The 26,300-nt window shown below is 64.3% G+C and carries 22 protein-coding genes; 9 read left to right on the plus strand and 13 right to left on the minus strand.

Features of this window, described 5'->3' with window-relative positions:
• Positions 1 to 163 precede the first annotated feature (163 nt).
• The 12 genes from AC07RO_RS24530 to AC07RO_RS24585 all read right to left on the minus strand — a co-directional run bounded on the left by AC07RO_RS24530 (position 164) and on the right by AC07RO_RS24585 (position 14,271).
• Complete coding sequence (locus tag AC07RO_RS24530; protein ID WP_495087283.1) at positions 164 to 1,246, minus strand: tartrate dehydrogenase; 1,083 nt, start codon at positions 1,244 to 1,246, stop codon at positions 164 to 166.
• Between the two features lie 20 nt (positions 1,247 to 1,266).
• Complete coding sequence (locus AC07RO_RS24535) at positions 1,267 to 2,727, minus strand: NAD-dependent succinate-semialdehyde dehydrogenase (RefSeq protein WP_495087284.1); 1,461 nt, start codon at positions 2,725 to 2,727, stop codon at positions 1,267 to 1,269.
• Positions 2,728 to 2,844: 117 nt separating this feature from the next.
• Positions 2,845 to 4,014, minus strand: coding sequence for an acetylornithine deacetylase (argE, locus tag AC07RO_RS24540; RefSeq protein WP_495087285.1), 1,170 nt, complete (start codon positions 4,012 to 4,014; stop codon positions 2,845 to 2,847).
• Entirely contained in the window at positions 4,011 to 5,165 is a 1,155-nt protein-coding gene (locus AC07RO_RS24545) for an NAD(P)/FAD-dependent oxidoreductase (protein WP_495087286.1), read from the minus strand. Before AC07RO_RS24545 ends, argE begins: the two co-directional genes overlap by 4 nt.
• Positions 5,162 to 6,553, minus strand: coding sequence for an FAD/NAD(P)-dependent oxidoreductase (locus AC07RO_RS24550; protein ID WP_495087287.1), 1,392 nt, complete (start codon positions 6,551 to 6,553; stop codon positions 5,162 to 5,164). Before AC07RO_RS24550 ends, AC07RO_RS24545 begins: the two co-directional genes overlap by 4 nt.
• Complete coding sequence (locus AC07RO_RS24555) at positions 6,535 to 6,843, minus strand: (2Fe-2S)-binding protein (RefSeq protein WP_192172689.1); 309 nt, start codon at positions 6,841 to 6,843, stop codon at positions 6,535 to 6,537. The genes AC07RO_RS24550 and AC07RO_RS24555 overlap by 19 nt, the downstream gene beginning before the upstream one ends.
• Complete coding sequence (locus tag AC07RO_RS24560) at positions 6,840 to 8,681, minus strand: ABC transporter ATP-binding protein (RefSeq protein WP_495087288.1); 1,842 nt, start codon at positions 8,679 to 8,681, stop codon at positions 6,840 to 6,842. Before AC07RO_RS24560 ends, AC07RO_RS24555 begins: the two co-directional genes overlap by 4 nt.
• Before the next feature lies 1 nt (position 8,682).
• The gene (locus AC07RO_RS24565; RefSeq protein WP_108123039.1) at positions 8,683 to 9,558 is read right to left on the minus strand and encodes an ABC transporter permease; all 876 of its coding nucleotides are present in this window, start codon (positions 9,556 to 9,558) and stop codon (positions 8,683 to 8,685) included.
• Positions 9,555 to 10,511, minus strand: a complete 957-nt coding sequence (locus AC07RO_RS24570; RefSeq protein WP_172612910.1) for an ABC transporter permease — start codon at positions 10,509 to 10,511, stop codon at positions 9,555 to 9,557. The genes AC07RO_RS24565 and AC07RO_RS24570 overlap by 4 nt, the downstream gene beginning before the upstream one ends.
• A 12-nt stretch (positions 10,512 to 10,523) precedes the next feature.
• Complete coding sequence (locus AC07RO_RS24575) at positions 10,524 to 12,161, minus strand: ABC transporter substrate-binding protein (protein WP_346626620.1); 1,638 nt, start codon at positions 12,159 to 12,161, stop codon at positions 10,524 to 10,526.
• A gap of 108 nt (positions 12,162 to 12,269) precedes the next feature.
• A complete protein-coding gene (locus tag AC07RO_RS24580; RefSeq protein ID WP_495087289.1) occupies positions 12,270 to 13,544 on the minus strand; it encodes an NAD(P)/FAD-dependent oxidoreductase in 1,275 nt (424 codons plus the stop codon).
• Positions 13,545 to 13,602: 58 nt separating this feature from the next.
• On the minus strand, positions 13,603 to 14,271 hold the full coding sequence (locus AC07RO_RS24585; protein WP_074887989.1) for a haloacid dehalogenase type II: 669 nt from the start codon (positions 14,269 to 14,271) through the stop codon (positions 13,603 to 13,605).
• A gap of 536 nt (positions 14,272 to 14,807) precedes the next feature.
• Between AC07RO_RS24585 and AC07RO_RS24590 the strand changes: the two genes are divergently transcribed.
• The 4 genes from AC07RO_RS24590 to AC07RO_RS24605 all read left to right on the plus strand — a co-directional run bounded on the left by AC07RO_RS24590 (position 14,808) and on the right by AC07RO_RS24605 (position 18,413).
• On the plus strand, positions 14,808 to 15,536 hold the full coding sequence (locus tag AC07RO_RS24590) for a helix-turn-helix domain-containing protein (protein ID WP_495087290.1): 729 nt from the start codon (positions 14,808 to 14,810) through the stop codon (positions 15,534 to 15,536).
• Positions 15,537 to 15,613: 77 nt separating this feature from the next.
• The gene (locus AC07RO_RS24595) at positions 15,614 to 16,570 is read left to right on the plus strand and encodes a DMT family transporter (RefSeq protein WP_495087291.1); all 957 of its coding nucleotides are present in this window, start codon (positions 15,614 to 15,616) and stop codon (positions 16,568 to 16,570) included.
• Between the two features lie 255 nt (positions 16,571 to 16,825).
• Entirely contained in the window at positions 16,826 to 17,677 is an 852-nt protein-coding gene (locus tag AC07RO_RS24600; RefSeq protein WP_495087292.1) for a GNAT family N-acetyltransferase, read from the plus strand.
• Between the two features lie 22 nt (positions 17,678 to 17,699).
• The gene (locus tag AC07RO_RS24605; RefSeq protein WP_495087293.1) at positions 17,700 to 18,413 is read left to right on the plus strand and encodes a cupin domain-containing protein; all 714 of its coding nucleotides are present in this window, start codon (positions 17,700 to 17,702) and stop codon (positions 18,411 to 18,413) included.
• 823 nt (positions 18,414 to 19,236) lie between these two features.
• On the opposite strand, the gene AC07RO_RS24610 is transcribed toward AC07RO_RS24605, so the two are convergent.
• Entirely contained in the window at positions 19,237 to 20,121 is an 885-nt protein-coding gene (locus AC07RO_RS24610; protein ID WP_495010092.1) for a LysR family transcriptional regulator, read from the minus strand.
• A gap of 95 nt (positions 20,122 to 20,216) precedes the next feature.
• On the opposite strand from AC07RO_RS24610, the gene AC07RO_RS24615 reads away from it, so the two are divergent.
• From AC07RO_RS24615 to AC07RO_RS24635, 5 genes are all read left to right on the plus strand, one after another.
• Positions 20,217 to 21,353, plus strand: coding sequence for a DSD1 family PLP-dependent enzyme (locus AC07RO_RS24615; RefSeq protein WP_495087294.1), 1,137 nt, complete (start codon positions 20,217 to 20,219; stop codon positions 21,351 to 21,353).
• Entirely contained in the window at positions 21,343 to 21,777 is a 435-nt protein-coding gene (locus AC07RO_RS24620) for a RidA family protein (RefSeq protein ID WP_495087295.1), read from the plus strand. Before AC07RO_RS24615 ends, AC07RO_RS24620 begins: the two co-directional genes overlap by 11 nt.
• Positions 21,774 to 22,955, plus strand: coding sequence for an NAD(P)/FAD-dependent oxidoreductase (locus AC07RO_RS24625; protein WP_495087296.1), 1,182 nt, complete (start codon positions 21,774 to 21,776; stop codon positions 22,953 to 22,955). Before AC07RO_RS24620 ends, AC07RO_RS24625 begins: the two co-directional genes overlap by 4 nt.
• Complete coding sequence (locus AC07RO_RS24630; RefSeq protein ID WP_495087297.1) at positions 22,952 to 23,797, plus strand: GNAT family N-acetyltransferase; 846 nt, start codon at positions 22,952 to 22,954, stop codon at positions 23,795 to 23,797. The genes AC07RO_RS24625 and AC07RO_RS24630 overlap by 4 nt, the downstream gene beginning before the upstream one ends.
• A 920-nt stretch (positions 23,798 to 24,717) precedes the next feature.
• Positions 24,718 to 26,181, plus strand: a complete 1,464-nt coding sequence (locus AC07RO_RS24635; RefSeq protein ID WP_495087298.1) for an aldehyde dehydrogenase family protein — start codon at positions 24,718 to 24,720, stop codon at positions 26,179 to 26,181.
• The last annotated feature ends 119 nt before the right edge of the window (positions 26,182 to 26,300 follow it).

Raw genomic sequence — 26,300 nt, forward strand, 5'->3', positions numbered from 1 at the left:
GGCAATGCAGCCCCGGACGCTCTGCGTCCCTGTGGGACCGGCTTTAGCCGGGAAGGCGTCGGCGGCCATACCGGAAAAATGATATTGCACACACCGGCCTCTTCCCGGCTGAAGCCGGTCCCACATACGTCAAAAGCCGGTCCCACTGAAACACCGCCACCCCCTAAATCAACCTCCCGGCAATCGCCGCCCCCACATCTTGCGTCGAGCCCTTCCCTCCCAGGTCCGGGGTGATCGGGCCTTCGGCAATCACCTGTTCAATCGCCTGCAAGATCCCGTCGTGGGCCGCGCGGTAGCGTTCGTCGCCGTTGCCGAGGAAATCCAGCATCAGCGCGCCGGACCAGATCATCGCAATGGGGTTGGCGATGTTCTGTCCGTAGATGTCCGGCGCGGAGCCATGCACTGGTTCGAACAATGACGGAAACCGCCGTTCCGGGTCGAGGTTGGCAGACGGGGCTATGCCGATGGTGCCGGCGCATGCCGGGCCGAGGTCCGACAGGATGTCGCCGAACAGGTTCGACGCCACGACCACGTCAAACCGGTCTGGTTGCAACACGAACCGCGCGCACAGGATATCGATGTGCTGCTTGTCCCACGTCACTTCGGGGTAATTCGCCGCCATCAACGCCGTGCGTTCGTCCCAGTACGGCATGCTGATGGAGATGCCGTTGGATTTGGTCGCGGCCGTCAGGCGTTTGCGCGGGCGGGTCTGGGCGAGTTCGAAGGCGAATTTGAGGATGCGGTCGACGCCGCGGCGGGTGAATACCGATTCCTGCAGCACGAATTCGTGTTCGGTGCCTTCGAACATCTTGCCGCCCACCGAGGAATATTCGCCCTCGGTGTTTTCACGGATCACCACGAAATCGATGTCGCCCGGTTTGCGTCCGGCCAGCGGACAAGGCACGCCGGGGAACAGGCGCACCGGGCGGATGTTCACGTATTGGTCGAAATCCCGGCGAAACTTGAGCAGCGAGCCCCACAGGGAAATGTGGTCCGGCACCTTGTCGGGCCAGCCCACGGCGCCGAAGTAGATCGCGTCATAGCCCTTGAGCTGTTCGAACCAGTCGTCGGGCATCATCTGCCCGTGCTGGAGGTAGTAGTCGCAGTGGGCCCAGTCGAGCACGTCGATGCTCAGGTTCAGTTGCCATTTTTTCGCCGCCTGTTCCAGTACCCGCAGCCCTTCCGGCAGGACTTCCTTGCCGATGCCGTCGCCCGCAATCGCGGCGATTCTGAATGCCTTGCTCATGGTGCGCCCCTCGGGATGAATCAGTTCAAGCCGCCGATGTGGAAGGCTTTGACTTCAAGGTACTCGTCCAGGCCGTACTTGCTGCCCTCGCGACCGAGGCCCGATTGTTTGATGCCGCCGAAGGGCGCGACTTCCATCGAGATGATCCCGGTGTTGAGGCCGACCATGCCGAACTCCAGCGCCTCACCAAAGCGCCACGAGCGCTTCAGGTCCTGGGTGAAATAGTAGGCGCCCAAACCGAACGGCGTGGCGTTGGCCAACGCCAATGCCTCGGCCTCATCAGTAAAGCGCATCAACGGCGCCACCGGGCCGAAGGTTTCCTCGTTCGCCAGCAACATGCCAGAGTGGGCGTCAGCCAGCACGGTGGGTTGCACGAACGGGCTGTCGCCGGATGGAATCCCGCCGCAGAGCAGTTTCGCGCCCTGGCTCAGGGCATCGTCGATGTGCCGGGCCACTTTGCTCACCGCCGCCGGGTTGATCAGCGGGCCGATGGTCACGCCCTCTTCCAGGCCGTTGCCGACCTTGAGTTTGCCGACCTCCTCCACCAGCCGCGCGGCGAAACGGTCGTAAATCCCCGCCTGCACCAGAATGCGGTTGGCGCACACGCAGGTTTGCCCGGCGTTGCGAAACTTGCTGATCATCACCCCGGCCACGGCCTGTTCCAGGTCGGCGTCGTCGAACACCACAAACGGCGCATTGCCGCCCAGTTCCAGGCTCAGGCGCTTGATGTGTTCGGCGCTCTGGCGCATCAGCAGGCGGCCGACGGCGGTGGAGCCGGTGAAAGAAATCTTGCGCACCGCCGGGTTGCCGGTGAGTTCTTCACCGATGCCGGCGGGCATTCCGGTGATGACGTTGAACACGCCGGCCGGGATGCCGACGCGCTCGGCCAGCACTGCCAGGGCGAGGGCGGACAGCGGCGTGAGGTCCGACGGTTTGACGATGATCGGGCAGCCGGCGGCCAGGGCCGGCGCGCATTTGCGGGTGATCATCGCGTTGGGGAAATTCCACGGGGTGATCGCGGCGCAGACGCCCACGGGTTGCTTGAGGGTCAGCAGGCGGCGGTCGCCAGTGGGCGCCGGCATGGTTTCGCCGTAGACCCGGCGCGCTTCTTCGGCGAACCATTTGACGAAGCCGGCGCCGTAGCGGATTTCGCCCTTGGCCTCGTTCAGCGGCTTGCCCTGCTCGCAGGTCATGATCAGCGCGAGGTCATCGAGATTGTCGATCATCGCCTGAAACCAGCGCTCCAGCAGCCCCGCGCGTTCTGCCGCCGGGCGCGCGCGCCAGGCAGGCCAAGCACGTTCGGCGGCTTCGATGGCGCGCCGGGTGTCGACCGCGTCCATGGCCGGGACCTGCGCCAGCAGTTCGCCGCTGGCGGGATCGCGGACGTCCAGGGTGGCGCCACTGTCAGCAGCGATCCACTCGCCGTTGACGTAGGCGCGTTCAGCCAGCAGGCCGGGGTCTTGCAAGCGATTCTTGAGCATGGTCGAGTCCTGATCCGAGACAGATTCCAGTCTAGGGATCTGGCTCGAACGAGGATGCCGAAAGCGTCTTCAAACCAGCGTGCCGTGCTGAAATTCACGTCAGGACGGCAGGCTCTGCTACGCCTTCAACGAGCCCAGTAATCCCTGCAGAAAGCGCTCGCCGGCGTCCATCTGGCTGACCTCGATAAACTCGTCGGGCTTGTGCGCCTGCTCGATGGAACCGGGGCCGCACACCACCACCGGCACGTCCAAACGCTGCTTGAACAGACCGCCTTCGGTGCCGAACGAAACTTTGGTCATGCCGGTGTCCGGCGCAGCGAACTGCTTGAGAAAGCTCACCGCTTCGACCGTCGGGTGGGTGTCGAGGCCGGGGTAGACGTTGATGGTTTCGATCTCGATGGCCGCCACGCTGGAGAGCTTTTGCGCCTCGCGCACGATCACTTCGGCACGGTCGCGCATCTGCTCGATGAACTGATCCAGATTGTCCGCCGGCAGGTTGCGCACCTCGAAATCCAGGGTGCACAGGTTCGGCACAATGTTCAGCGCCTTGCCGCCGCTGATCTGGCCGACGTGCACGGTGCTGTAAGGCACGTCGTAGTCGGTGTCCTGAGCGCCGTGCTGTTGCAGATGCTGCTGGCTCTCCCGCAGGGAGGCGATGAAGTCGCAAGCCACGTGAATGGCGTTGACCGAGCGCGGCGCAAGGGACGAATGCGCCTCCTGACCCCGGCAATAGGTCCGGTAGGAGCCCTTGCCCTTGTGGCCCAGCACGAACTGCATGTTGGTGGGCTCGCCAATAACGCAGAGGAATGGCCGCACCGGCGCCAGGTGCAGCACGTCGAGCAAGCGCCGCACGCCGACGCAACCGATCTCCTCGTCATGGGACAGGGCCAGTTGCAGCGGGCGGTTGAGGGGGCGTGTGAGTGAGTGCTCTGCCGCGTCGAGCATGGCGTCGATGGCCAGGGCGATGAAGCCCTTCATGTCGCAGCTGCCACGGCCATAGATGCGCCCGTCCTGCACGGTGGCGGCGAAGGCCGGAAAGGTCCACGCCTGCCCCGCCGCCGGCACCACGTCGGTATGCCCGGACAGCAACACGCCGGGCTGGTTTTTGGGACCGGTGCTGGCAAACAGGTTGGCCTTCTTGCCACTCTCGTCCTTGACGATCAGCGACTCGATGCCCTTGGTCAGCAGCAGGTCGCGGACGTAGTCGATCAGGGCCATGTTGGACTCCGACGACACGGTTTCGAAGGCCATTAGCCGTTTCAGAATGTCGAGAACGCGGGGTTTCATGAGGCGTGGCTCCGTTGCACGGCGGGATGGGCAAAACGCGTGATGGAGAATGCCTCGATCGGGGTCGTGGTGCGACCGGTATCGAGCAGTTCGGCCATCACGTCACCGACGCCGGGGCCGAGCTGGAAGCCGTGGCCGCAGAAGCCGAAAGCGTAGAACAGGCCGTCGACGGTGCCGCTGGGGCCCATGATCGGCAGCGAGTCCGGCAGGTAGCCTTCAATGCCGCTCCACACGCGGATGATGTTCAAATTGCCCACGCCCGGCAGCAGCCGGCGCATCTGCTCGGCCTGATTGAGGATGCTGCGCGGTTCGACAGCGGCGCGACGGTTGAGCATGTCGGGTTTGCTGCGAAAGCCACCGCCTATGACGATGTTGCCCCGGGGAATCTGGCGGAAATAAATCACCTCTTCGGCGATCTTGGTGTACACGCCGATCACCGTCGGCAAGGCGTAGGGCACCGGTTCCGTGACCGCCATCTGCGGGCCGTGGGTGTCCAGCGGCACCGGTTCGCCGAACTGCGCTGAGAGTTTCTGGCCCCAGGCGCCGGCGGTGATCAACAGCTGCGCGGCGTGGTACTGACGACCGTCGGTAGTGGTGACGTGAAAATCACCGCCGACCTTCTGGACCTCGGCCACTTCCGTGCGCTCTTCAATCTGCGCCCCCAGGCGCCTAGCGGCACGGGCAAAGGCCGGCGCGGCGAGGCGCGGGTTGGCGTGGCCGTCGTGGGGGGCGTACGAGCCGCCTTTGACGTCCGCGCCGAGAAACCCAAAGCGCTGATGCAGCTCGGCGCCCCGGTAGATTTTCAGGTCCAGCTGCTCGGCCTCCGGGGCGGCGGCATACGCTTCCAGCTCGGCGATTTCGTCTTCGCGATAACACACGCGCATGTGCCCGCTGGGGATGAATTCGAGGTCGTCGTCGATCAGTTCCGGCAGGCGTTTCCACAGCGCGTACGAACGGTTGGCCAGCGCCAGTTGCCCGAGAAAACGCCCTTGCCGGCGCACGTTGCCGAAGTTGACGCCGCTGGCGTACTGGCCGATCTGGTCGCGCTCCAGCAGGATCACCGACTGCCCGCGCTGACGCAGAAAGAACGCCGTCGCTGAGCCCATCACGCCGCCACCGACGATCACCACATCTGCTTTTTGCACGCTCATGGCGACACCTCCTCAATGAGCATCGACAAGGGTTTGACCGGCGCCTGCCCGCGCTGGCGACCGACTTCCTGCACCTGCACGCCGGCTTCCGCGGCGATCACTTCAGCCCCCGCCTGGGAGCAATAACGGCCCTGGCAGCGGCCCATGCCGACCCGGCTGAAGGCCTTGGCGCGGTTGACTTCACAGGCGCCCTTCTCATTAACCGTGCGACGCAATTCGCCGGCCGTGATCATCTCGCAGCGGCAGACGATGGCGCTGTCGGGCAAGGCCTTGGCCTGTTCAGCAGGCCAGGGAAACGCTTCGGCCAGGCCCAGACGAAACTGGTCCATCACCGCCAGCGCCTGTTGCTGTTCATCGCGCAGCCCGGCATTGAACGGCTGTTTGAGGTCTTCCAGCAGCGCCAACGCCACTCGCCGCCCGGCATGCTCGGCAGCATCGGCGCCGCGAATTTTCGCCCCGTCGCCCGCGGCATAGACGCCGTTCACCGAGGTCCGACCGGCCTCGTCCGTCGCCAGCCACCATTGGCTGGAGGCTTCATCGAAGGCCATGGCGCAACCGGCCAGATCACCCAGCTGGGTTTCCGGGCGCAGGTGATAACCCAATGCGACGGCATCGGCCTGCACGGTCACCGCCCGGCCGCTGCCGGTCGTGAAACGCACGCCTGCCACGCCATTGGCGGCATCGCCCAGCACCTCTAACGGCTTGACGCCGAGATGCACCGGCACTTTGGCTTGATACAACTGCGCCAACAGTTTCATGCCGGTCCACAGCAGACCCGGCCGCGCCAGCAGCTTGGGCAGGGCTTTGATCCGCAGGCTGAAGGGCGAGGTATCGAGGACCGCGGCCACAGTCGCGCCGGCTTTGACGTACTGGCTGGCGACCAGGTACAGCAACGGCCCGCTGCCCATGAAGACCACGCGATGACCGATGGAAACCGCCTGATTCTTCAACGCGATCTGCGCCCCGCCCAGGCTGTAGGTGCCCGCCAGTTGCCAGCCTTCGATGGGCATCAAGCGGTCGGTGGCGCCGGTGCAGAGGATCAGCGCGTCATAGTCCAGCGTGGTGTGGCGGCCCTGATTGGCGCAGCACAACTGCCCCGGCGTGAGGTTCCACACCAGAGTGTCGGGCCGGTAATCAATGGCGCCGCGCAGACGGTCGAAGGTCTGGTGCAGGTCCTTGGCCTTGTCGGCTTCGCTGCCATACAAGGTGGAGTAATCGCGGGTGAATCCGTCCGGCTGGCGGCGGTAGATCTGCCCGCCGTCGCGGCGGTTTTCGTCCACCAGAATCGGTTTGATGCCGGCCGCCAGCAGGGTTTCGGCGCAGCGCACGCCGGCCGGGCCCGCACCGACGATGACGACGCGATGGGTGCTCAGCTGTGCAGTGGCCATGTCGCCTCCGGTTGTGTGGTGACGATGTCCAGCCCGTCGCGGACTTCGTTGGAGCAGGCGCGCAGGCGTTCGCCGCCACGGGTCCAGACCCAGCAATCCTGGCACGCGCCCATCAGGCAGAAACCGGCGCGGCGGCCGCTGTCGAATTCCGACTGGCGCAGCGCGGTGCCCTGGGTCAGCAACGCCACCATCAGCGTGTCGCCCTGCAATGCGTCGACCGGCGCGCCATCCACGGTCAGCTTGACCGTCGGCCGGCCCTGTTCGGCCAGCCTCACAAAACGCCCTTTCATGCATACGCTCCAAAGCTTGTGGGGGTGACGCCGCGCTGGGTCGCCAGCAGATCGGCGGCGTCGCGGTGGCACAGAATTTCACTGCCGTTGTTCAGGGTGCGGCGGTTCGGCGCGGTGCGGTTGCACAGGCCGTCGATGCGCATCGGGCAGCGATTGAGGAAGGTGCACAGCTCCGGCAGGTTGGCCCGATCGCCGATCGGCGGCAGCTCGCCGCTGGTGGCGCCGCAGGTTTCCAGCCAGCCTTGACGCAGTTCCGGCACCGAATGGATCAACAGGTCGGTGTACGGGTGGTACGGCGCTTCGGCAAAGGATTCGCGGCGGCCGGCGTGGACTTTGTGGCCGCTGTACATCACCACGATGTCGTCGCACAGCGCGCGCACGGTGGAAATGTCGTGGCTGATGAACAGGTAGGACACGCCCAGTTGCTGACGCAGGTCGCGGAGCAGTTCGAGGATCGCCGCGCCGACCACGGTGTCGAGGGCCGAGGTGACTTCATCGCAGAGAATCAGGTCGGGCTTGGCCGCCAATGCCCGGGCCAGATTGACCCGCTGCTTCTGGCCGCCCGACAGTTCATTGGGACGGCGGTCGGCCATGTCCCGGGGCAGGCGCACCAGGTCGAGCAGCTCGCCGATGCGCGCCTGCAACGCCGCGCCCTTGAGACCGAAATACATTTTCAGCGGACGGCTGAGGATGGTCGCCACGCTGTGCATCGGGTTGAGCGCGGTGTCGGCGTTCTGGAAAACCATCTGAATCCGGCGAAACTGCTCCGGCGTGCGCTCGGACAGGCTGCCGCCCAACGGCTGGCCGTCGAAGGTCAGGCCGCCGAGGGCCGGGGTCAGCAGCCCCGCCACGACCCGCGCCAGGGTTGATTTGCCCGAGCCCGATTCGCCGATCACGCCGATGGCCTGGCCACGTCGTACGGTCAGGTCGATGTCTTCCAGCACGCGAATCGCCGGCATGCCGTGCAGGTTTTTGTTGCCGTAGCCGGCTGTCAGGCCGGTGATGGTCAGCAGTGGCCCTTCTTCCGCGATGCCACAGGGCGGACGAATGCGCGTGTCGGGCCGCGCAGCCGCCAGCAGGCTGCGGGTGTAATCGTGGGCCGGTGCCTTGAGCAGCGGCGCAGTGGCGCTTTGTTCGAGAATCTGCCCGCCGTTGAGCACGACAATCTGGTCGGCCATTTGCGCCACCACGGCCAGGTCGTGGGACACATAGACCGCCGTCGCGCCGCGTTCCCGCACCACGCGCTTGAACGCCCGCAGCACGTCGATCTGGGTGGTGACGTCCAGCGCGGTGGTCGGCTCGTCGAGCACCACCAGCAGCGGGTCGCTGATCAGCGCCATGGCGGCCATCACCCGTTGCAGTTGCCCGCCGGAAACCTGGTGCGGGTAGCGGCGGCCAATGCGTTCCGGGTTTGGCAGGGCCAGGTCGCGGAACAGGCCGATGGCCTTGGCTTCCAGTTCGGCGCGGGTGCCGAGGCCGTGGATCAACGGCCCTTCCACCACTTGGTCGAGGAGTTTTTTCGCCGGATTAAAGGCAGCCGCCGCGCTCTGGGCAATGTACGAGACGCGATTGCCCCGCAGGCCCTGCAACTCTTTTTCGCTGAGGGCGAGCATGTCGTGTTCGCCGACCTGCACCACGCCACCGGACAACCGGCAGCCCCGTCGCGCATACCCGAGCAAGGCCAGAGCAATGGTGGTTTTACCGGAGCCGGACTCGCCGATCAGCGCCAGCACTTCACCCTTCTCCAGGGCAAAACTCACGCCCTTGACGATCTCCACTTCGCTGCCCGGATCACCGGCCACCACGCGCAAGTCTTCGACGCGAATCAACTGGGTCATGTCAGTGGCCTCCCGAGCGTCGACCGCGTCGCGATGACAGGTAGTCGATCAGCAGATTGACGCCGATGGTCAGCGTGCCGATGGCCAGCGCCGGAATAATGATCGCCATCGCGCCCTGATTGAGGCCGCCGATGTTTTCCCGCACCAGCGAGCCAAGGTCTGCGTCCGGCGGCTGCACACCGAGGCCCAGAAAACTCATGCCGCTGAGCAACAGCACGATGTAGCCGAAGCGCAGGCCAAGGTCGGTGAGCACCGGGTTGAGCATGTTCGGCAGGATTTCCCGGCACGCCACGTACAACTTGCCCTCGCCCCGGGTGCGCGCCACTTGCACGTACTCCAGCGCTTCGATATTGACCGCCATGCTGCGGGCCACCCGGAACGAACCGGGGATGTAACTGATGACCGCCGTGCAGATTAGCAGCGTGACCGACGAGCCGAAGGCCGAGACCATGATCAGCGCGAGCATTTTGCTGGGGATCGAAATGAAGGCGTCCATGATCCGGCTGATGATTTCGTCCAGCCATTTCGGCGAAACCACTGACAGCAGCGCGCAGCCGGTCCCGAAGAAGCTGGCCAACAGCGCCGCCACCAGCGACAGACCGACCGTGAAGCGCGCGCCCACCAACACCCGGCTGAGCATGTCGCGGCCCAGGTAATCGGTGCCGAAGGGATGCGCCAGGCTGAAGCCTTCGAAGATGTTGTCGGAGATCACTTCCCCGACCGGGTGCGGCGCCAGCCACGGGCCGAACAGCGCCACCAGCAGCCAGATCACACAGACGGCAGCACCGACCAGTCCCAGCCAGGACGGGTTGCCGGAGACCTTGGCCAGTGCCAGGGCTGAAGACGCAGGCCTGGATTTCGCAATGAGCGGGTTCATTGGTTTCTCAGCCTCGGGTTGGAGAGGATGGCGCAGAGGTCGGCAAGCAACACCAACGCCAGATAGGCCGCGCAGAACAGCATGGTGCAGGCTTGCACCAGGGCCATGTCGCGGTTGGTCACGGCATCGACCATCAGGCTGGCGATGCCGGGGTAGTTGAAGATGGTCTCGACGATCACCACCCCGCCGAGCAGGTACGACAGGCTCAGGGCGATGGCGTTGGCTATCGGCCCGATGGCGTTGGGCAACGCGTGGCGCAGGACGATGCGGATCGGGCTGACGCCTTTGAGGCGGGCCATTTCCACGTACGGGCTGTCGAGCTGGTCGATGACGGCGGCGCGGGTCATCCGGGCCATCTGCGCCACGATCACGCAGCACAGGGTCATCACCGGCAGCGCGTAGGTGCGCAGAAACTGCAGCGGCGAGGTGATGTCGGTGGCGTACGACAGCGCCGACAGCCAACCGAGGTTGACCGCGAAAATCAGCACCGCCAGGGTCGCCACCAGAAACTCCGGCACTGCAACCATCGCCAGGGTGATGAAACTCAGGCAGCTGTCGATGCGCCCGCCCCGGCCCATGGCCGAACCGATGCCGAGGATCAGCGCCAGCGGCACCGACACCAGCGCCGTGGCGGCCGCCAGCATCAGCGTGTTGGGCACCCGGCCGGCCATCAATTCACCCACCGGCATGGCGTTGGACACCGACTGGCCCATGTCGCCGGTGAGCAGGCTCATCAACCAGTGCAGATAGCGCAACACGCCGGGTTGATCCAGCCCCAGTTTCAGGCGCAGTGCCGCCACCTGTTCAGGGGTGGCGAACTGGCCGAGGGATTGCTGCGCCGCATCGCCCGGCAGCACGGCCGTGATCGCGAACACGACCATGGACACGATCAACAGGGTCACGACCCCGGCACCTAAGCGCCGGCAGATCAACCACAGCGTATGGCTATTCATCGCACTGCCTCCTCAAGCGTCCAGCCACACCTGCTCGGCGAACATGTAGCCCATGAAGCCGCCCAACGGGTTCGAGTCGTAGCCCTTGATGCGCTGGTCGACGCCGTCGATGTTGCTGATGAACACCGGCACGCCGATGCCGCAGTGATCGTGGACCAGGGTCTGCATGTCGCCGTACATCCTGGCGCGCTTGGCGTCGTCGGTTTCGCCCCGGGCCAGCATCAGCAACTGGTCGAACTGATCGTTCTGCCAGCCGGACTCGTTCCACGGCGCCTTGGACTGGAAGAACTGCGAGAACATCACGTCGGCATTCGGTCGCGGGTTGATGTTGCCGAAGCTCAACGGGTGCTTCATCCAGTGATTGGACCAATAGCCGTCGCTCGGCAGGCGGTTCACGTCCAGCTTGAGGCCGGCCTGTTTTGCCGATTGCTGCAACAGCACGGCGATGTCCACGGAACCTGTCGCGGCAGGCGACGCCATGACCGGCATGGTGATGCTTTCCATGCCGGCTTTCTTCAGCAGGAACCTGGCTTTTTCCGGGTCGTAGACCGTCTGCGGCAAGTCGGTGTTGAAGTAGCGCGACCCCGGCGCAACCGGGTGATCGTTGCCGACCACGGCGAAGCCACGGAACACGGCGGATTTGACCTGTTCGCGGTCCAGCAGCAGTTTCATGGCCTGGGTGAATTCCGGGCTTTTGCCGGGGAGCTGGTCCTGGCGAATGATCAAGTCAGTGTAGTTGCCCGAGGGTGCATCGACGACGCGGTGTTTGGGGCTGGCGGCGATGCGCGTGGTGGAGCGCGGGTTGACCTCGTTGATCATGTGCACGTCGCCGGACAGCAGCGCGTTGACCCGCGACGGCTCGTCGGCAATGGCGATGAATTCGATCTCGTCGAGGTACGGCAGGCCCGGTTTCCAGTAGTTCTTGTTGCGCACGGCCACCGAACGCACACCCGGCTTGAACTCGCCGACGGTGAACGGCCCGGTGCCGATGCCTTTGTTGAAATCGGTGGTGCCCTCGGGAACGATCAGCAGGTGCGACACGGCGAGGATCGACGGCAGCTCTGCGTTCGGCGCGCTGAGGCGGATCTGCACTTCGTTGGGGCCGGTGGCCTTGATCTCGGCGAACTGCTCCATCAGCGGCATGACTTTGGAGCCGGTGATCGGGTCCTTGTGCCGGCTGAGGGAGAACACCACGTCGGCGGCACCGAGGCTCTTGCCGTTGTGGAAGGTCACGTCCTTGCGCAGGGTGATGGTCCACAGGGTGGCGTCGACGTTGTCGATGCGCTCGGCCAGTTCCAGCTGCGGCACCAGGTGCTTATCGAAACGGGTCAGGCCGTTGTAAAACATGTAGTGACGGGCATAGTCGGTGGACAGCGCGCCCTTGGCCGGGTCGAGGGTGTCGGCGGTGGAACTGGACATACCGGCGACGCGAATCTTGCCGCCCGGCTTGCCTTTGCCGCCGGCGGTGGCTTCTTCGGCGAACAGTTTGCCGGCGCTGCCGAACAGGCTGCCCGCCCCCGCTGCGGCGACGCCGGCAAGGCCGAGCATCTGCAAGGCGTTGCGCCGCGACATGCCGCGATTGAGGCCTTCGAATACCCGCAGGCTGTCTGGGCCGGAGATAAGCTCGGGGGTGTCTTTGTGGTCAGTCATATCAAGGCTACCTGTCGATGATCGGGATATTCGAGTGCTCACGGATGTCCGGAGCGTCCTGGAAACGCAGACGACGGTGACGCTACAGCGGGCGACTCAGTGCAGGCGTCAGTGCAGATAGTCCTGCAAGCGGTAATACGCGCCCACGAACGGCAGAAACCACGGCTTGCCAAAGTGCCCGGGGATTGCCGGCCATTCCAGTTCACGCCAGGGGTTGGCCGCCGCGTTGCCGGCCATGACCTCGGCCATGACCTGGCCCATGTGCACGGACATCTGCACGCCATGGCCGCTGTAGCCCATGGAATGGAACACGCCGCCGTGCTGGCCGGCGCGAGGCAGACGGTCGGACGTCATGTCCACCAGGCCGCCCCAGCAGTAGTCGATTTTCACGTTGGCCAATTGCGGGAACATGTTCAGCATCGCCGCCTGCAGCACCTTGCCGCTCTTGGCGTCGGACACACCGTCGGACATGGCAAACCGCGCACGGCCGCCAAACAGCAGGCGGTTGTCCGGGGTCAGGCGGAAGTAATTGCCGATCTGGCGGCTGGTCACGTACGCCCGGTGCTGCGGCAACAACTCGTCGATCAGCGCCTGGGGCAAGACTTCCGTGGCGATGACAAAACTGCCCACCGGCACGATCCGCCGGCGGTACCAGCCGAGGTCGCCGTGCTGGCACGCGCCGGTCGCCAGCAGCACTTGCCCGGCGTGCAGCGAACCCTTGGCGGTGTTGACCTGATAGCCGCCGGCCTGGGGCTTCCAGTCCTTGACCGGGGTGTGTTGGTAAATCATTGCGCCGCGCCGGGCAGCGGCTTCCGCCAGACCGACCCCAAAGCGGCCGACGTGCATCTGCACGCCATTGCGCTGCAACAAGCCACCGTGAAACTGCGACGAGTTGACTTCGGCACGGGTTTGCTCGGCATTCAGCAGCTCGACGTCGGCGTCCACCTCCTGGCGGATCAGCTCGCAGGTGCGGGCCAGGCCTTCGTAATGCAGGGGTTTGGCCGCCAGCTTCAGCTTGCCGTTGCGCAGCAGATCGCAGGCGATCCCTTCCTGCTCGACCAGCGACACCACCGTCTGCACCGCGCTTTCATAGGCCTGGTAATAGGCGCGCGCCCTGGCCGCACCGAGACTGGCGTGCAGACCGGCGTAATCCTGGGCCACGCCGGTGTTGCACTGCCCGCCGTTGCGCCCCGAGGCTTCGCCGATGACCCGACCGGCGTCCAGCACCACCACGCTGGCACCCTTGAGCGCCAGGGCCCGCGCCGCCGACAGGCCGGTGAATCCACCGCCGATCACGGCCACGTCGACCTGCCCGGGCAAGCCGCCGAGTTGGGCACCGGTGAAGGCCGGTGCGGTGTCGAGCCAATAGGATTCACTGCCCATCTTTAACCCCTTATTGCTAAAACGGCGGCGCTGAAACGGCGTGGAGACGGTGTTTGAGTTACAGACCCACGAGCGCCGGCAGTCCGCCGATGTCGGTGATCTGCTGGTACTCGAAGTACGCATTCGCCGGGACTTCATGACCACGGGCCACGAACGCCTTGTGCTTGATCTTCATGTCGTGGGCCGACATCAGGTCGTAACGGAAACTTGAAGACACATGCAAGATGTCTTCCGGGCCGCAGCCGAGGTTGTCGAGCATGAACTCGAACGCGGCCAGACGCGGCTTGTAGGCCTGGGCCTGTTCGGCGGTGAAGACCTTGTGGAACGGCGCGCCGAGCTTGTCGACGTTGGACATGATCTGGCTGTCGCTGGCGTTGGAGAAGATCACCAGGGGAATCTTGTCGGCGATCTTCGACAGACCCGCCGGCACGTCGGCGTGGGGGCCCCAGGTCGGCACGGCGTCGTAATACAGTTGACCTTCATCGCGGTACTCGACACCCCAGCGCTTGCAGGTCCGGGCCAGGGCGGTCTTGAGGATCACGTCGTACGGCTGCCAGTCGCCCATGACCTGATCGAGGCGATAGGCCGAAAAGTCTTTGACGAACTGGTCCATCTGTTCAGGCTTGACGCGGTCAGCAAACAGCTCGCGGGTCATGGTGCCCATGTGGAAGTTAGTGAGCGTGCCGTAGCAGTCGAACGTAATGAATTTGGGACGAAGAAAGCTCATTGAGTGCGGTCCTGAAGTCAGTTGAGTGTGGCAAGCGTTCGCTGCCCTGGCGGCGCGTCGGCCTCGTTGCAGCACAGCTTCATTACATCACTGTGAAATCAGCATATGCCGTCTAAAACGACCCGTGCTCAATACAAACCACCGTTTTGGTGGCTGGGCTCAGCAGAGTTTGCGGTGCGCGCCAGCCTTGGGCAGGGCCTGTGTTTGTGCGCTTTTAGGGGGCTTTTGAAGGCGTTCGGGCGGGCAAAGGCTTAAGAATGGGCGTCGGGGCGGCAGATAATGTGGCGTGGCACGCGCGGGGTTAACCGATTCTGCGGTGAGGGCAGATTCTGCTTTCGCCCCCCCTGGATCACGGCTGACTGACCCGGGCTCAGTCACTGCGGTGCAGCCATTCTGTGTCAGCGTGCAAGACATCGGGCGGGCGCAACGGCCTGTTTGCCAAGTGGTAGAATCCCGCGCCCCGCACCGCATCCGTAAGGTGCACGGGCACGGCGAATGCTCGCCCCTGAATGACCCGCCTGGCGGGATGGTGCGCTATGTTTGTAAACCTTAAAGTCCGCAGCTACGACAGGGAAAACCCCAATCACCAGCACGACCACACTCAGTTGGTGCTGCCGATCCGCGGGCGAATGGAAATCAACGTGGACGGCCGTGAAGGGGCTATCGATCAGTCATTGGCAGCCGTGGTGATGCCCGGCTCGGCGCACTCCCAGCTCACCCACGTTGACAGCCGGTTTCTAATCCTGGACTGCGCCGCGACTACGCTGGAGGCCTTGCACATCGCGCCGCTGGCCAAGCGTGTGTACGTGCCGGTTTCCCCCGCCACCCGGCGGCTGATCGAGTTCGCCGAGCTGATCGGCAATGAGCAACTGGCCTTGAGCGCTTCACAGCTCGGCCCGCTGCTGCTGTCCTCCCTGTTGTCGGACGCCGTCGGATCGCCGTCGCCCATGGCTCAACTGATGGGCCGTCTGCGAGCCACGCCCGGTGACCACTGGAGCAACGAGGTCATGGCGCACGCGGCAGGCATGAGCATCAGTCAACTGCACCAGCGATTCCGGCAAATGTTCGGACAAAGCCCGCAAACCTTCCTCACTGGCCTACGCATTCAGGAAGCTCAGCGATGGCTGCGTGGCACCTCGTTGTCGATCGCCGAGATTGCCTTGCGTGCAGGCTTCTCCGATCAGGCCTCCCTCACCCGGGCCATGCAGCGTGTCAGCGCCACGACACCTGCGGCGTACCGCAAGGCGCACAAACAGCCTGGGTAAAAAATTCGACCGGTTCGGACAATACGCCCCGATTCCATTGCCCCAGACTTGTGGCTTTAGGGTTTGGAGCGGATGAAATGTTGGCTGATCGAGCACTGCTAAAAGGCATCGGCTACGGGGTGTGTGCGGGGCTGTGCTGGGGGGTGATTTTTCTGGGCCCGCAGCTGACGCCGGGCTTGAGCGGCCTGCAGTTCGCCGTCATCCGATTCCTCTGCTACGGCGCCATCTCCGCAGCGCTGTTGATGCCCCGGTGGCGCCGGGTCTGTGCGCAACTCGGTATGGCTGACTGGAAATCACTGTTCTGGCTGAGCCTGATCGGCAACCTCCTCTACTACTCGCTGGTGGGCACCGGTGTGCAATGGGTCGGCATCGCCACGACATCCCTGATTGTCGGACTGATTCCGGTCATCGTGACGCTGGCAGGCCGTCATGACGCCAACGCCGTCCCCTTGCGCAAGCTGATTCCTTCGCTGTGTTGCGCGGTCGGGGGCGTCGTACTGATCAGCTGGCACGCCCTGTTCAAAGGCGACAGGCCGGATACATTGACCAACGTTGGCGGGATTTTGTGTGCGGTGGGCGCACTGGTGACCTGGAGTTGGTACGCCGTGAGCAACGCTCGGCGACTGGCTCAAGTCACCGAGGTGTCGTCCCATGACTGGGCGCTCCTGACCGGGGTGATGACCGGCGCGCAGTCCCTGCTGTTGGCAGTGCCTGTCCTGGGGTTTCAGGCCTGTACGTACAGCGCCGCGGACTGGCTGCATGTTTTGGGAGTGGCCGGGGGCGTCGCCTTGCTGTCCTCGGTGGTGGGTGGCGCGTGCTGGAATCAGGCAAGCAGGCTGCTGCCGCTGGCGCTCAGTGGACAAGTGCTGGTGATCGAGACATTGGCGGCGCTGGTGTTCGGCTTTATATGGGAGCACCGACTCCCTGACAACTTTGAGTGGGCGGCCATTGTGCTGCTGGTGACCGGCGTTGTCTGGTGCCTGAATTGTCACCGTGGCCCGCGCCGTGAGGCGAATGCGTCGGTGGGTGCATGAACGGTGCCCATCCGGCAAAAGTCTGTCTACCGCCCGCTGCAACTGCTTGAAAAAAGCGCTCGGTGCCGTGTTATTCAGCATCAATGTCCCGTGGCATTTGCTGCCGCCCTCGCCCCGGATTTAAGTACGAAGTTGGGTCTCGTCCCCCAGCGCGCAACGAATCTGCCGAATATCCCGCGTCCTCTTGTCAGCCCTCACATCAGGTGGGATACAGGCGTTCAGTGCCACTTGAATAACGCATAACGGAGCCTCGCCATGTCCGCCCTGCCGCACCCTTCTTATACCTATCGCCCCATGACCGTGGCCGACCTGACCGCCGCCCATGACTTGTCAGTGCAACTGAAATGGCCCCATCGCCTGGACGACTGGGCGATGCTGCACCGGGTCAGCGACGGCTTCGTGGTGATGGATGGCGGCCGCCTGATCGGCAGTGCCTTTGTCTGCCCTCAGGGTGATTTCGCGACCATCGGCCTGGTGATCGTCAGCAACGATTACCAGGGCCAGGGCATCGGCCGCCGCTTGATGGAGAGGGCCCTCGCCGCGTGCGAGCCGCGCACGCCGATTCTTAACGCCACCGTCGCCGGCAAGCCGTTGTATGCCAGCCAGGGTTTCGTCGAATTCGGCCGGGTGCAGCAGCATCAGGGGCAGGCCATTGTGCCGGCGCTGGTGGAGCTGGCTGACGGTGAAACCTGCCGCGCCCTCACTGCCGACGACCACGCCGCCCTCCTCGACCTCGCCAAAGCCGCCAGCGGCCTGGACCGTCGGGACGTGCTGCGAGACCTGCAGGTGGAGCACGCGGTGGGCATCGAGCGTGACGGTCAGCTGCGCGGTTTCGCCCTGCTGCGGCCGTTCGGGCGCGGGCGCTGCATCGGGCCGGTGGTGGCGGAAAACATCCATCAGGCCCAGCACCTGATCGGTGTGTTGCTTGCGCAGGTGCCGGACACTTTTGTGCGCATCGACATCCCCGTGGCCTGCGGCCTGAGCGACTGGCTGGAAACGGCGGGCCTGAAGAACATCGACACCGTGGTGCAGATGGCCCGAGGCACGCCGCCCGAGGCCAGCCAGGGCGTGCAACCTTTCGCGCTGATCACCCAAGCCATCGGCTGACTTTTTCAACGGAGCGCTAACCATGTCATCTCCCGGTATTTTGCTGTTGGCGCGCGCTGATGGCAGCGGCGTTGCGACGTCTTTCAACTCGGCGCCATTGGGCGCCCTTGACCCCTTTGCCGAAGCGCGACAGGTGGCGTGGCGCGGCGACGACGGGGTGTCGGCCGGGCTGGTGCGGTTCACCGGCGACGCGTTGATCGAGGACTTTCCCTACAGCGAGACGCTGGTGGTGCACGCCGGCCATGTGGTGTTGAGCAGCGCGGAGCAGACGCTGGAGTTGGGCGTCGGTGACAGTGCGGTGATTGGCCGTGGCAGTCGCGTGGCGTTGCATGCCAGCACTGGCAGCGAGTGGGCGTTTTGTGCGGTGGATGTGGAGGGTGCGCCGGCGCGTCCCGGTTTGACGCTGTTGCCGGCGCATACGTGGCTGGAGCCGTCTGCCACGCTGGAGCCGCCGATTTTGGTCGGGCCTGCGCCGCAGTGTCGGGCGTTGAGTCTGTTCGATGATGAGGTGACGGCGTTGAAGGTGGGGATCTGGGATTCGACGCCGTATCAGCGCCATGGTCGTGCGCATCGGTTGCATGAGTTGATGCATCTGTTGGAGGGGAGCGTGACGCTGGCCGATGATGAGGGCGGTGAGGTGACGGTTAATCCGGGGGATACGGTGTTTGTGGTGAAGGGGGCGTTTTGTGCGTGGACCAGTACGGTGTATGTGCGCAAGGTCTATGCGGTGAAGTGATTTTTTTAATCAAGATCAAGGGCGTCTGCCTGGGGGCAGACTGTTTCGCCTTCGGCGAGTTACTTGGAAAAGCACCCCAAGTAACCAAGGGTGCTTGCTCTCGGTTGGGCCCGACTTCGTCGGGTTCCTTCACTCCGGTCCCGCTCCGTGGACCCGCCGCCATCCGCCATCCATGGCGGGGGGCGGCTCTCGCGGCATCCATGCCGCTCGGCCCACTCCGCGAGACCTGCGTTCAGCCTGCACCAAAGTCGCGATTGGTGTCGTCTGGCCGTTATGTGCCTGAAGATCAAAAACGCGCTTACGCTTAGTAGGACCGGCTTTAGCCGGGAAGAGGCCAGTCTGGGCACTGATCGTTCCCACGCTCTGCGTGGGAATGCATTCCCTGACGCTCCGCGTCACCGGTATCACTGGCTCCACGCGGTGCTTTTTTGTGGGACCGGCTTTAGCCGGGAGGAGGCCAGTGTGGGCGCTGGTAGTTTTGCTGATCAGACACCCTACCTGTGGGAGCGAGCTTGCTCGCGAAGCTGTTGCTGTTTCTGTCCGATCGTTCCCCACGCTCCGCGTGGGAATGCATCCTGTGACGCTCCGCGTCACCGGTCTCACTGGCTCCACGCGGTGCTTTTAGTGGGACCGGCTTCAGCCGGGAAGAGGCCAGTCTGGACGACATCAATTTAGCAGTGTGACGCCTGACGCCTTCCCGGCTAAAGCCGGTCCTACAGGGCGCGCGGTGTTTTTTTGTGGGACCGGCTTTAGCCGGGAAGAGGCCAGTCGCAGCGCCGACGATGTTGCGGTGTACGCCTGTCTCGCTATCAAACGCCCCCACTCACACCTTCAACGCATCTTCCAGAAACGCCACCAACGCCTGCACCCTCGGGCTGCGCAGTTTGCGGGAGGGTACGAGGAGGTTGACGGGGGCGCTGTCGAAGTTCCAGTCGGCGAGGACGCGGATGAGGTTGCCGCTGGCGATGGCGTCGCTGACGTCCCATTGCGAGCGCAACACCAGGCCCAGGCCTTGTTCGGCCCAGCGGCGGGCGACGCTGCCGTCGTTGGTCAGCAGGGCCGGTTCGACGCGCAGGGTTTTGCGGGCGGGGCCTTTGCGCAGGTGCCAGAGGGTGACGTCTTCGTCGTTCTCGCGGATGCAGATACAGCGGTGGGCGCTGAGTTGGTCCGGGGACGTCGGCTCACCGTGTTCGTGCAGATAGGCCGGGCTTGCGCACAGCCAGCGTTCGTTGGGTGAAAGTTGCCGCGCGGTCCAGAGGCTGTCGTTGAGGTGGCCGATGTGGATCACGGCGTCGCTGTCGTGGCGATCCGGCCAAGGTGTTTCGCGCAGGTCCAGGTGCAGGCACAGCTGCGGATGCAGCCGGATGAAACGCGCCAGCAGCGGTGCCAGTCGCTGTCGTCCGAAACCGAACGGCGCCGCCAGTCGCAGGGTGCCGACCAGTCTTTCGTCCTTTTGCCGGAAGGATTCGGGCAGCGCTTCGAGCTGTTCGAGCAATAGCGCGCTTTCCCGGGAGAAGCGTTCGCCATCGGCCGTCAGGCTCAGGCGGCGGGCGTCGCGGTTGGCCAGGGTCAGGCCCAGCAGGGTCTCCAGTTTACGCAGGCGCATGGACAGCGCCGGCGGCGAAACATTGAGCGCTCTGGCCGCCGCACTCAGGGACTCGGCACAGCTCAGGGCGACCGCCAGGCGCAGGTCTTCGATGGAGATCATTCACTTTTACTTAATGATTGATGAGGCTGGATTGAACCACACCTTAACGACAGCTGAGTAGAGTGCAGCCTGTCCCTCGCCACCCGAGTTCCGTCATGTCTACGCCGATCGCTTCTCTCGACACGCCCGCCGCGCTGGTGGACGTCCCGCGCATGCAGCGCAACATCCAGCGCATGCAGCAGCGCATGAACAGCCTCGGCGTGCGGTTGCGTCCCCACGTCAAGACCAGCAAATGCCTGCCGGTGATTCAGGCGCAGATCGCGGCCGGCGCCAGCGGTGTGACGGTCTCGACGCTGAAAGAAGCCGAGCACTGTTTCAACCAGGGCATCAGCGACGTGTTGTATGCGGTCGCCATCGCGCCCGGCAAATTGGCCCAGGCACTGGCGCTGCGGCGGGCCGGCTGCCACCTGAGCGTGCTCACCGACAGCGTTCAGGGCGCTCATGCCATCGTCGCCTTCGCGAAGGAGCACGACGAACGCTTCCGCATCTGGATTGAGGTCGACTGCGACGGTCATCGGTCCGGCCTCGCCGCTGAAGACCCGGCACTCATCGACGTGGCACGCATCCTCATCGACGGCGGCGTGCAGCTGCGCGGTGTGATGACCCACGCCGGTTCCAGCTACGAACTCGACAACCCCGAAGCCCTGCAAGCCCTCGCCGAACAGGAGCGCGCACTCTGCGTTCGCGCCGCTCAACGCATCCGTGACGCCGGGATGGCCTGCCCGGACGTCAGCATCGGCTCCACGCCCACTGCCCTCTCGGCCCTGAACCTGGATGGCGTGACGGAAGTGCGTGCTGGCGTTTATGTGTTCTTCGATCTGGTCATGCACAACATCGGCGTCTGCCAGGCCGACGAGTTGGCCCTGAGCGTGCTGACCACGGTGATCGGCCATCAGCAGGAAAAGGGCTGGATCATCACCGACGCCGGCTGGATGGCCATGAGTCGTGACCGCGGCACCCAGCGTCAGCGCCACGACTTCGGGTACGGCCAGGTGTGCACCGAAACGGGCGAGTGGATCGAAGGGGCGTTGGTCACAGGCGCCAATCAGGAACACGGGATCGTTACCTTGGGCGGCGCCGACAGTGCCGACCTCGCCACACGTTTCCCCATCGGCAGCCGCCTGCGCATCCTGCCCAACCACGCCTGCGCCACCGGCGCGCAGTTCCCGGATTATCACGCCCTCGACGCCGACGGCGCGGTGCACACCTGGAGTCGTCTGCATGGCTGGTGATCTCGAAATCATTCACACGGCCGACGCAGCGGCGCCGGGCGGACACTATTCCCAAGCAGTGGCTTACGGCGGCTTGCTGTACGTGTCCGGGCAATTGCCGGTACGCGCCAATGGCGAGCACAGCGCCGACCAACCCTTCGAGGTGCAGGCCTCGATTGCCCTCGACAACCTCATGGCGATCCTTGCACAAGCGGGTTTGAGCCCCAGCGATCTGCTGAAAGTCACGGTCTACGTCGTGGGCATTGAACACTGGCCGGCCTTTGACCAACTCTATGGGCGATACCTGGGTGAGCATCGACCCGCCCGCGCCGTGGTGCCGGTCCCGGTCTTGCATCACGGTTACCTGATCGAAATCGAAGCCGTGGCGCGTGACCTGCAACCCCGCGGCCTGTCAGCCCATAACCTGCAAGAGGAGCCTTCATGAACCCGCAAAAAAGCGATGTGCTGGTGATCGGCGGGGGCGTCATGGGCGCCTCGTCGACGTTTTTCCTGCAGCGGCGCGGTTGCTCGGTGACCCTGCTGGAACGCGACCAGATCGGTCAGTACGCCAGCGGCGTGAACTTCGGCAACGTCCGCCGCCAAGGGCGCTATCTGGGCCAGCTCGAACTGGCGAACCGTTCATGGGGCTTGTGGAAACGTCTGCCGGAGCTGATCGATGACGACCTGGAATTCATCCCCAGCGGGCATATGCGCGTGTGCTATCGCGAGGACGAAATCGCCGAACTGGAGGCCTACGCCGCTGCGCCGGAAGCCGAACAGCTGGACCTGAAAATCTATCGCGGCGCCGAGCTGCACAAGCGGTTCCCCTTTCTTGGCGCAGAGGTGAAGGGCGGCTCCTACGCGCCCCACGACGGTCACGCCAACCCGCGTCTGGCGGCACCCGCCTTTGCCCGCGCGGCTCGTCGGCTTGGCGCACGGATCGAAGAACGCACCGAGGTTGCCGATGTGCAAAAGGTCGGCGGCGTGTTCCATGTCACCACCGCCGACGGGCAATTGTTTGTCGCCGAGCAGCTGTTGATCACCGCCGGCGCATGGGCGACCAGGCTGTCTCAACAGTTCGATGAACCCGTGCCCCTGGAACCCAACGGTCCGCAGATGTCGGTGACCGAGCCGGTGCCCTACGCATTGCCGACGGTAATCGGCGTATTCACCAAGATTAAGGAAGAGGTGATCTACTTTCGGCAGATCCCGCGCGGGAACATCATCATCGGCGGCGGCGCCCGTTGCGCGCCGGACATGGTCAACCGTCGGGCGTTTTTCAAGCCTGAAAGCCTGCTCAATCAGATGCGTCAGATGAAGCGGCTGGTTCCCGGCGCCGAGAAACTCAACATCATCCGCACCTGGAGCGGCATCGAAAGCTACACCCCGGACTCCCTGCCGGTGATGGGCCGCAGCGGCATGGTCGACGGGCTGTTTTACGCCTTCGGTTTCTGCGGCCATGGCTTTCAGCTCGGCCCTGGGGTCGGCGATGTGATGGCCGAACTGATCAGCACCGGCAGCACCACCACGTCCATCAGCCCCTTCGACATCCGCCGGTTTACTCAGCCATCACTCGTACCGCAATTGGCGACCAGCCTTTTCAGCACAGGAAAACTCATATGAGCGACGCCTACGTTTATCGCATGGCGACGGCCGCCGACATGCCCGCCGCCCACGCGCTGTCCGTGCAGTTGAAGTGGCCCCATCGCGAGGCAGACTGGGCGATGGTGCAGCGCACGTCCGAGGGCTTTGTTGCCGAGCATGAGGGGCAATTGGTGGGCGTGGCGTTTGCTTGTCATCAGGGGGCTTATTCTTCCATCGGGCTGGTGATCGTCAGTGATCAGCACCGGAGCAAAGGCATTGGGCGCCGGTTGATGAACCTGTGCCTGGACGCCGCCGCGCCGCGCACGCCGATCCTCAATGCCACTGAATCAGGGGCGCCGCTCTATGTAAGCATGGGTTTCGTCGAATACGCGCGGATTCAGCAGCATCAGGGCGTGCCTCAGACGCCGCCTGTTCCGGCTGCGATGGGGGCTGGGCTTTGTCGCGAAGTGACCGAGGCCGAATACCCGCAGGTGATCGAACTGGCCAACGCCGGCAGCGGGCTGGATCGCACGGCGGTCCTCAATGATCTGCTGCCGATGGCGGAGTGTGTGGTGGGCGTCAAGGTGCACGGGCAACTGAAAGGTTGCGCCCTGCTCCGCCGTTTTGGCCGCGGGCATCTTATCGGGCCGGTGGTTGCGCAGAATCTGGAGCAGGCGCAGCAGATGATCACGCACTTGCTGGACCTGATCCCCGGCGCGTTTGTGCGTTTCGATATTCTGGCTGATTGCGGGCTGGTGGAGTGGCTGGAAGGTCTGGGGCTGCCATGCGTTGATCGCGCGCCCCGCATGGTGCTGGGCGAACCGCCGCAGTCACGGGATGGGATTGCCCAGTTTGCGATGGTGACCCAGGCGATTGGGTGAACGTTGCCAGGCGCGGCGCCATTTGTAGGACCGGCTTCAGCCGGGAAAGCGTCAGGCGCCACACCGCAAAATCGATGGCGCTCACTCTGGCCTCTTCCCGGCTGAAGCCGGTCCCACTGAAATCAAAAGCGCGTGCACACCCCAATGATGCAACGCGCTGCCTTTAGTGGGACCGGCTTTAGCCGGGAAGGCGTCGGATGCCACACCGCAAAATTGATGGCGCTCACACGGGCCTCTTCCCGGCTGAAGCCGGTCCTACAAAAACAGACCGCGTGCATTCAGGATATCCGGCATGACCCCGACTGTAGGACTGGCTTTAGCCGGGAAGACGTCAGGCGACACACCGCAAAACTGATGTCGCTTACACGGGCCTCTTCCCGGCTGAAGCCGGTGCTACAAAAACAGACCGCGTGCATTCAGGATATCCGGCATGACCTCGACTGTAGGACTGGCTTTAGCCGGGAAGACGTCGGGCGTCACTCCGCAAAATTGTGGGTGCTCATGCGGGCCTCTTCCCGGCTGAAGCCGGTCCTACAAAAACAGACCGCGTGCATTCAAGATATCCGGCATGACCTCGATTGTAGGACTGGCTTTAGCCGGGAAGACGTCGGGCGTCACTCCGCAAAATTGTGGGTGCTCATGCGGGCCTCTTCCCGGGGCTGAAGCCGGTCCTACAAAAAACAAACCGCGTGTATCCCGCCAATGATGCAGCGCACGCCATCACCTGTAGGACTGGCTTTAGCCGGGAAAGCGTCAGGCGCTACACCGCAAAATTGATGGCGTACACATCGCCGGATTCAGCAGATTCTCCCTTGCAGACCGCAACAACGGCATCTTTTGCCTGGGCCGGTTTGTTAGCGTATCGAGACGTCAGGACTCGCTGTTCGCAGCACTTATCACCGCTCCAGGGAGCTAGCTGGATGACCTCACACTCTTCACACCCCCACGGCCTTGAGCTGCACAACGCCGGGCAGTTTTACATCAATGGCGAGTGGACTTCCCCCGCGGTTCCGGCTCTTCTGCCGGTGATCAATCCCGCCACTGAAGAGGTGGTCGCCGAGGTCGCGCGGGGTTCGGCCGAGGACGTTGATCGGGCCGTCGCAGCAGCGCGCGCGGCCTTCCCCGGCTGGTCGGCGACGCCGGTCGTAGAACGCGCATCGATCCTGAGCAACATCCACGCGCTGATCCTTGAGCGTAAAGAGCCGCTGGCCCAGGCTCTGTCGCTGGAAATGGGCGCGGCCATCAGTTTCTCCCGCGCCATGCAGGTACCGCTGGCCGCCGAACACGTGCGGGTCGCCCGGGATCTGCTGTCCACCTACCGTTTCCAGACCGTCGAAGGCACCACCGCCATCGAACGCGAAGCCATCGGCGTCTGCGGTCTGATCACGCCGTGGAACTGGCCGCTGTATCAGATCACCGCCAAAGTCGCGCCGGCCCTCGCCGCCGGTTGCACCGTGGTGTTGAAACCCAGCGAGCTGTCGCCGTTGAGCGCCCTGCTGTTCGCCCAACTGGTCCACGACGCCGGCCTGCCACCCGGGGTGTTCAATCTGGTCAACGGCAGTGGTCCTGACGTCGGCGCCGCCATCGCCGCCCACCCTGACATCGACATGATTTCCATCACCGGCTCAAATCGGGCCGGTGCCCTCGTCGCGCAAGCGGCGGCGGTGACGGTGAAACGCGTAACCCAGGAACTGGGCGGCAAGTCGCCGAACGTGATGCTGCCCGACGCCGACTTCGCCAAAGCCGTGCCGCTGGGGGTGCTGTCGGCCTTCCGCAACGTCGGCCAATCGTGCAGCGCGCCGACCCGGATGATCGTGCCCCGCGCCCGCCTCGCCGAAGTCGAAGCACTGGCGGCCGACACCGCCAACGCGTTGATCGTCGGTGACCCGCAATCCCCCGACACCCAACTCGGCCCGATTGCCAACGAAGCCCAGTTCAGCCGCGTCCAGGCGATGATCCAGGCCGGCATCAGCGAAGGCGCAAAATTGCTGTGCGGCGGGCCGGACCGCGTGAAAGGGTTTGAAAAAGGTTATTACACCAAGCCAACGGTGTTCTCCGAAGTGGGTTCGGCGATGCGCATCGCTCAGGAGGAAATCTTCGGCCCGGTGCTGTGCATCATCGCCTACGACACCATCGACGAAGCCGTGGCCATCGCCAACGACACCGTCTACGGTCTGGGCGCCCACGTGCAGGCGCAGGACCTCGAGCTGGGCCGCGCCGTCGCCTCGCGCATCCGCGCCGGACAAGTCCACCTGAACCACCCGGCGTGGAACCCCATGGCGCCCTTCGGCGGCTACAAGCGCTCGGGCAACGGCCGGGAGTATGGGGTGATGGGGTTTGAGGAGTATCTCGAGACCAAGGCAATTATCGGTTTCAACGCCTGATCGCCAGCTGGCCGGGATCCTTGGACGTCGCAAATTGTGGGACCGGCTTCAGCCGGGAAGGCGTCATTCGTCACACCGCAAAATGGGTGGCGCACAAACCGGCCTCTTCCCGGCTAAAG

This window comes from Pseudomonas sp. GW821-FHT07F05, from assembly GCF_059418765.1.

What these genes read in the sequence shown, in the direction of transcription:
- AC07RO_RS24555 (WP_192172689.1), bottom strand. Translation starts at nt 6,843, where the DNA reads ATGAAAGGGCGTTTTGTGAGGCTGGCCGAACAGGGCCGGCCGACGGTC.
- AC07RO_RS24625 (WP_495087296.1), top strand. Translation starts at nt 21,774, where the DNA reads ATGAACCCGCAAAAAAGCGATGTGCTGGTGATCGGCGGGGGCGTCATG.
- AC07RO_RS24535 (WP_495087284.1), bottom strand. Translation starts at nt 2,727, where the DNA reads ATGCTCAAGAATCGCTTGCAAGACCCCGGCCTGCTGGCTGAACGCGCC.
- AC07RO_RS24570 (WP_172612910.1), bottom strand. Translation starts at nt 10,511, where the DNA reads ATGAATAGCCATACGCTGTGGTTGATCTGCCGGCGCTTAGGTGCCGGG.
- AC07RO_RS24530 (WP_495087283.1), bottom strand. Translation starts at nt 1,246, where the DNA reads ATGAGCAAGGCATTCAGAATCGCCGCGATTGCGGGCGACGGCATCGGC.
- AC07RO_RS24575 (WP_346626620.1), bottom strand. Translation starts at nt 12,161, where the DNA reads ATGACTGACCACAAAGACACCCCCGAGCTTATCTCCGGCCCAGACAGC.
- AC07RO_RS24545 (WP_495087286.1), bottom strand. Translation starts at nt 5,165, where the DNA reads ATGAGCGTGCAAAAAGCAGATGTGGTGATCGTCGGTGGCGGCGTGATG.
- AC07RO_RS24565 (WP_108123039.1), bottom strand. Translation starts at nt 9,558, where the DNA reads ATGAACCCGCTCATTGCGAAATCCAGGCCTGCGTCTTCAGCCCTGGCA.
- AC07RO_RS24550 (WP_495087287.1), bottom strand. Translation starts at nt 6,553, where the DNA reads ATGGCCACTGCACAGCTGAGCACCCATCGCGTCGTCATCGTCGGTGCG.
- AC07RO_RS24560 (WP_495087288.1), bottom strand. Translation starts at nt 8,681, where the DNA reads ATGACCCAGTTGATTCGCGTCGAAGACTTGCGCGTGGTGGCCGGTGAT.
- AC07RO_RS24585 (WP_074887989.1), bottom strand. Translation starts at nt 14,271, where the DNA reads ATGAGCTTTCTTCGTCCCAAATTCATTACGTTCGACTGCTACGGCACG.
- argE (WP_495087285.1), bottom strand. Translation starts at nt 4,014, where the DNA reads ATGAAACCCCGCGTTCTCGACATTCTGAAACGGCTAATGGCCTTCGAA.
- AC07RO_RS24600 (WP_495087292.1), top strand. Translation starts at nt 16,826, where the DNA reads ATGTCCGCCCTGCCGCACCCTTCTTATACCTATCGCCCCATGACCGTG.
- AC07RO_RS24595 (WP_495087291.1), top strand. Translation starts at nt 15,614, where the DNA reads ATGTTGGCTGATCGAGCACTGCTAAAAGGCATCGGCTACGGGGTGTGT.
- AC07RO_RS24635 (WP_495087298.1), top strand. Translation starts at nt 24,718, where the DNA reads ATGACCTCACACTCTTCACACCCCCACGGCCTTGAGCTGCACAACGCC.
- AC07RO_RS24610 (WP_495010092.1), bottom strand. Translation starts at nt 20,121, where the DNA reads ATGATCTCCATCGAAGACCTGCGCCTGGCGGTCGCCCTGAGCTGTGCC.
- AC07RO_RS24620 (WP_495087295.1), top strand. Translation starts at nt 21,343, where the DNA reads ATGGCTGGTGATCTCGAAATCATTCACACGGCCGACGCAGCGGCGCCG.
- AC07RO_RS24605 (WP_495087293.1), top strand. Translation starts at nt 17,700, where the DNA reads ATGTCATCTCCCGGTATTTTGCTGTTGGCGCGCGCTGATGGCAGCGGC.
- AC07RO_RS24615 (WP_495087294.1), top strand. Translation starts at nt 20,217, where the DNA reads ATGTCTACGCCGATCGCTTCTCTCGACACGCCCGCCGCGCTGGTGGAC.
- AC07RO_RS24580 (WP_495087289.1), bottom strand. Translation starts at nt 13,544, where the DNA reads ATGGGCAGTGAATCCTATTGGCTCGACACCGCACCGGCCTTCACCGGT.
- AC07RO_RS24590 (WP_495087290.1), top strand. Translation starts at nt 14,808, where the DNA reads ATGTTTGTAAACCTTAAAGTCCGCAGCTACGACAGGGAAAACCCCAAT.
- AC07RO_RS24630 (WP_495087297.1), top strand. Translation starts at nt 22,952, where the DNA reads ATGAGCGACGCCTACGTTTATCGCATGGCGACGGCCGCCGACATGCCC.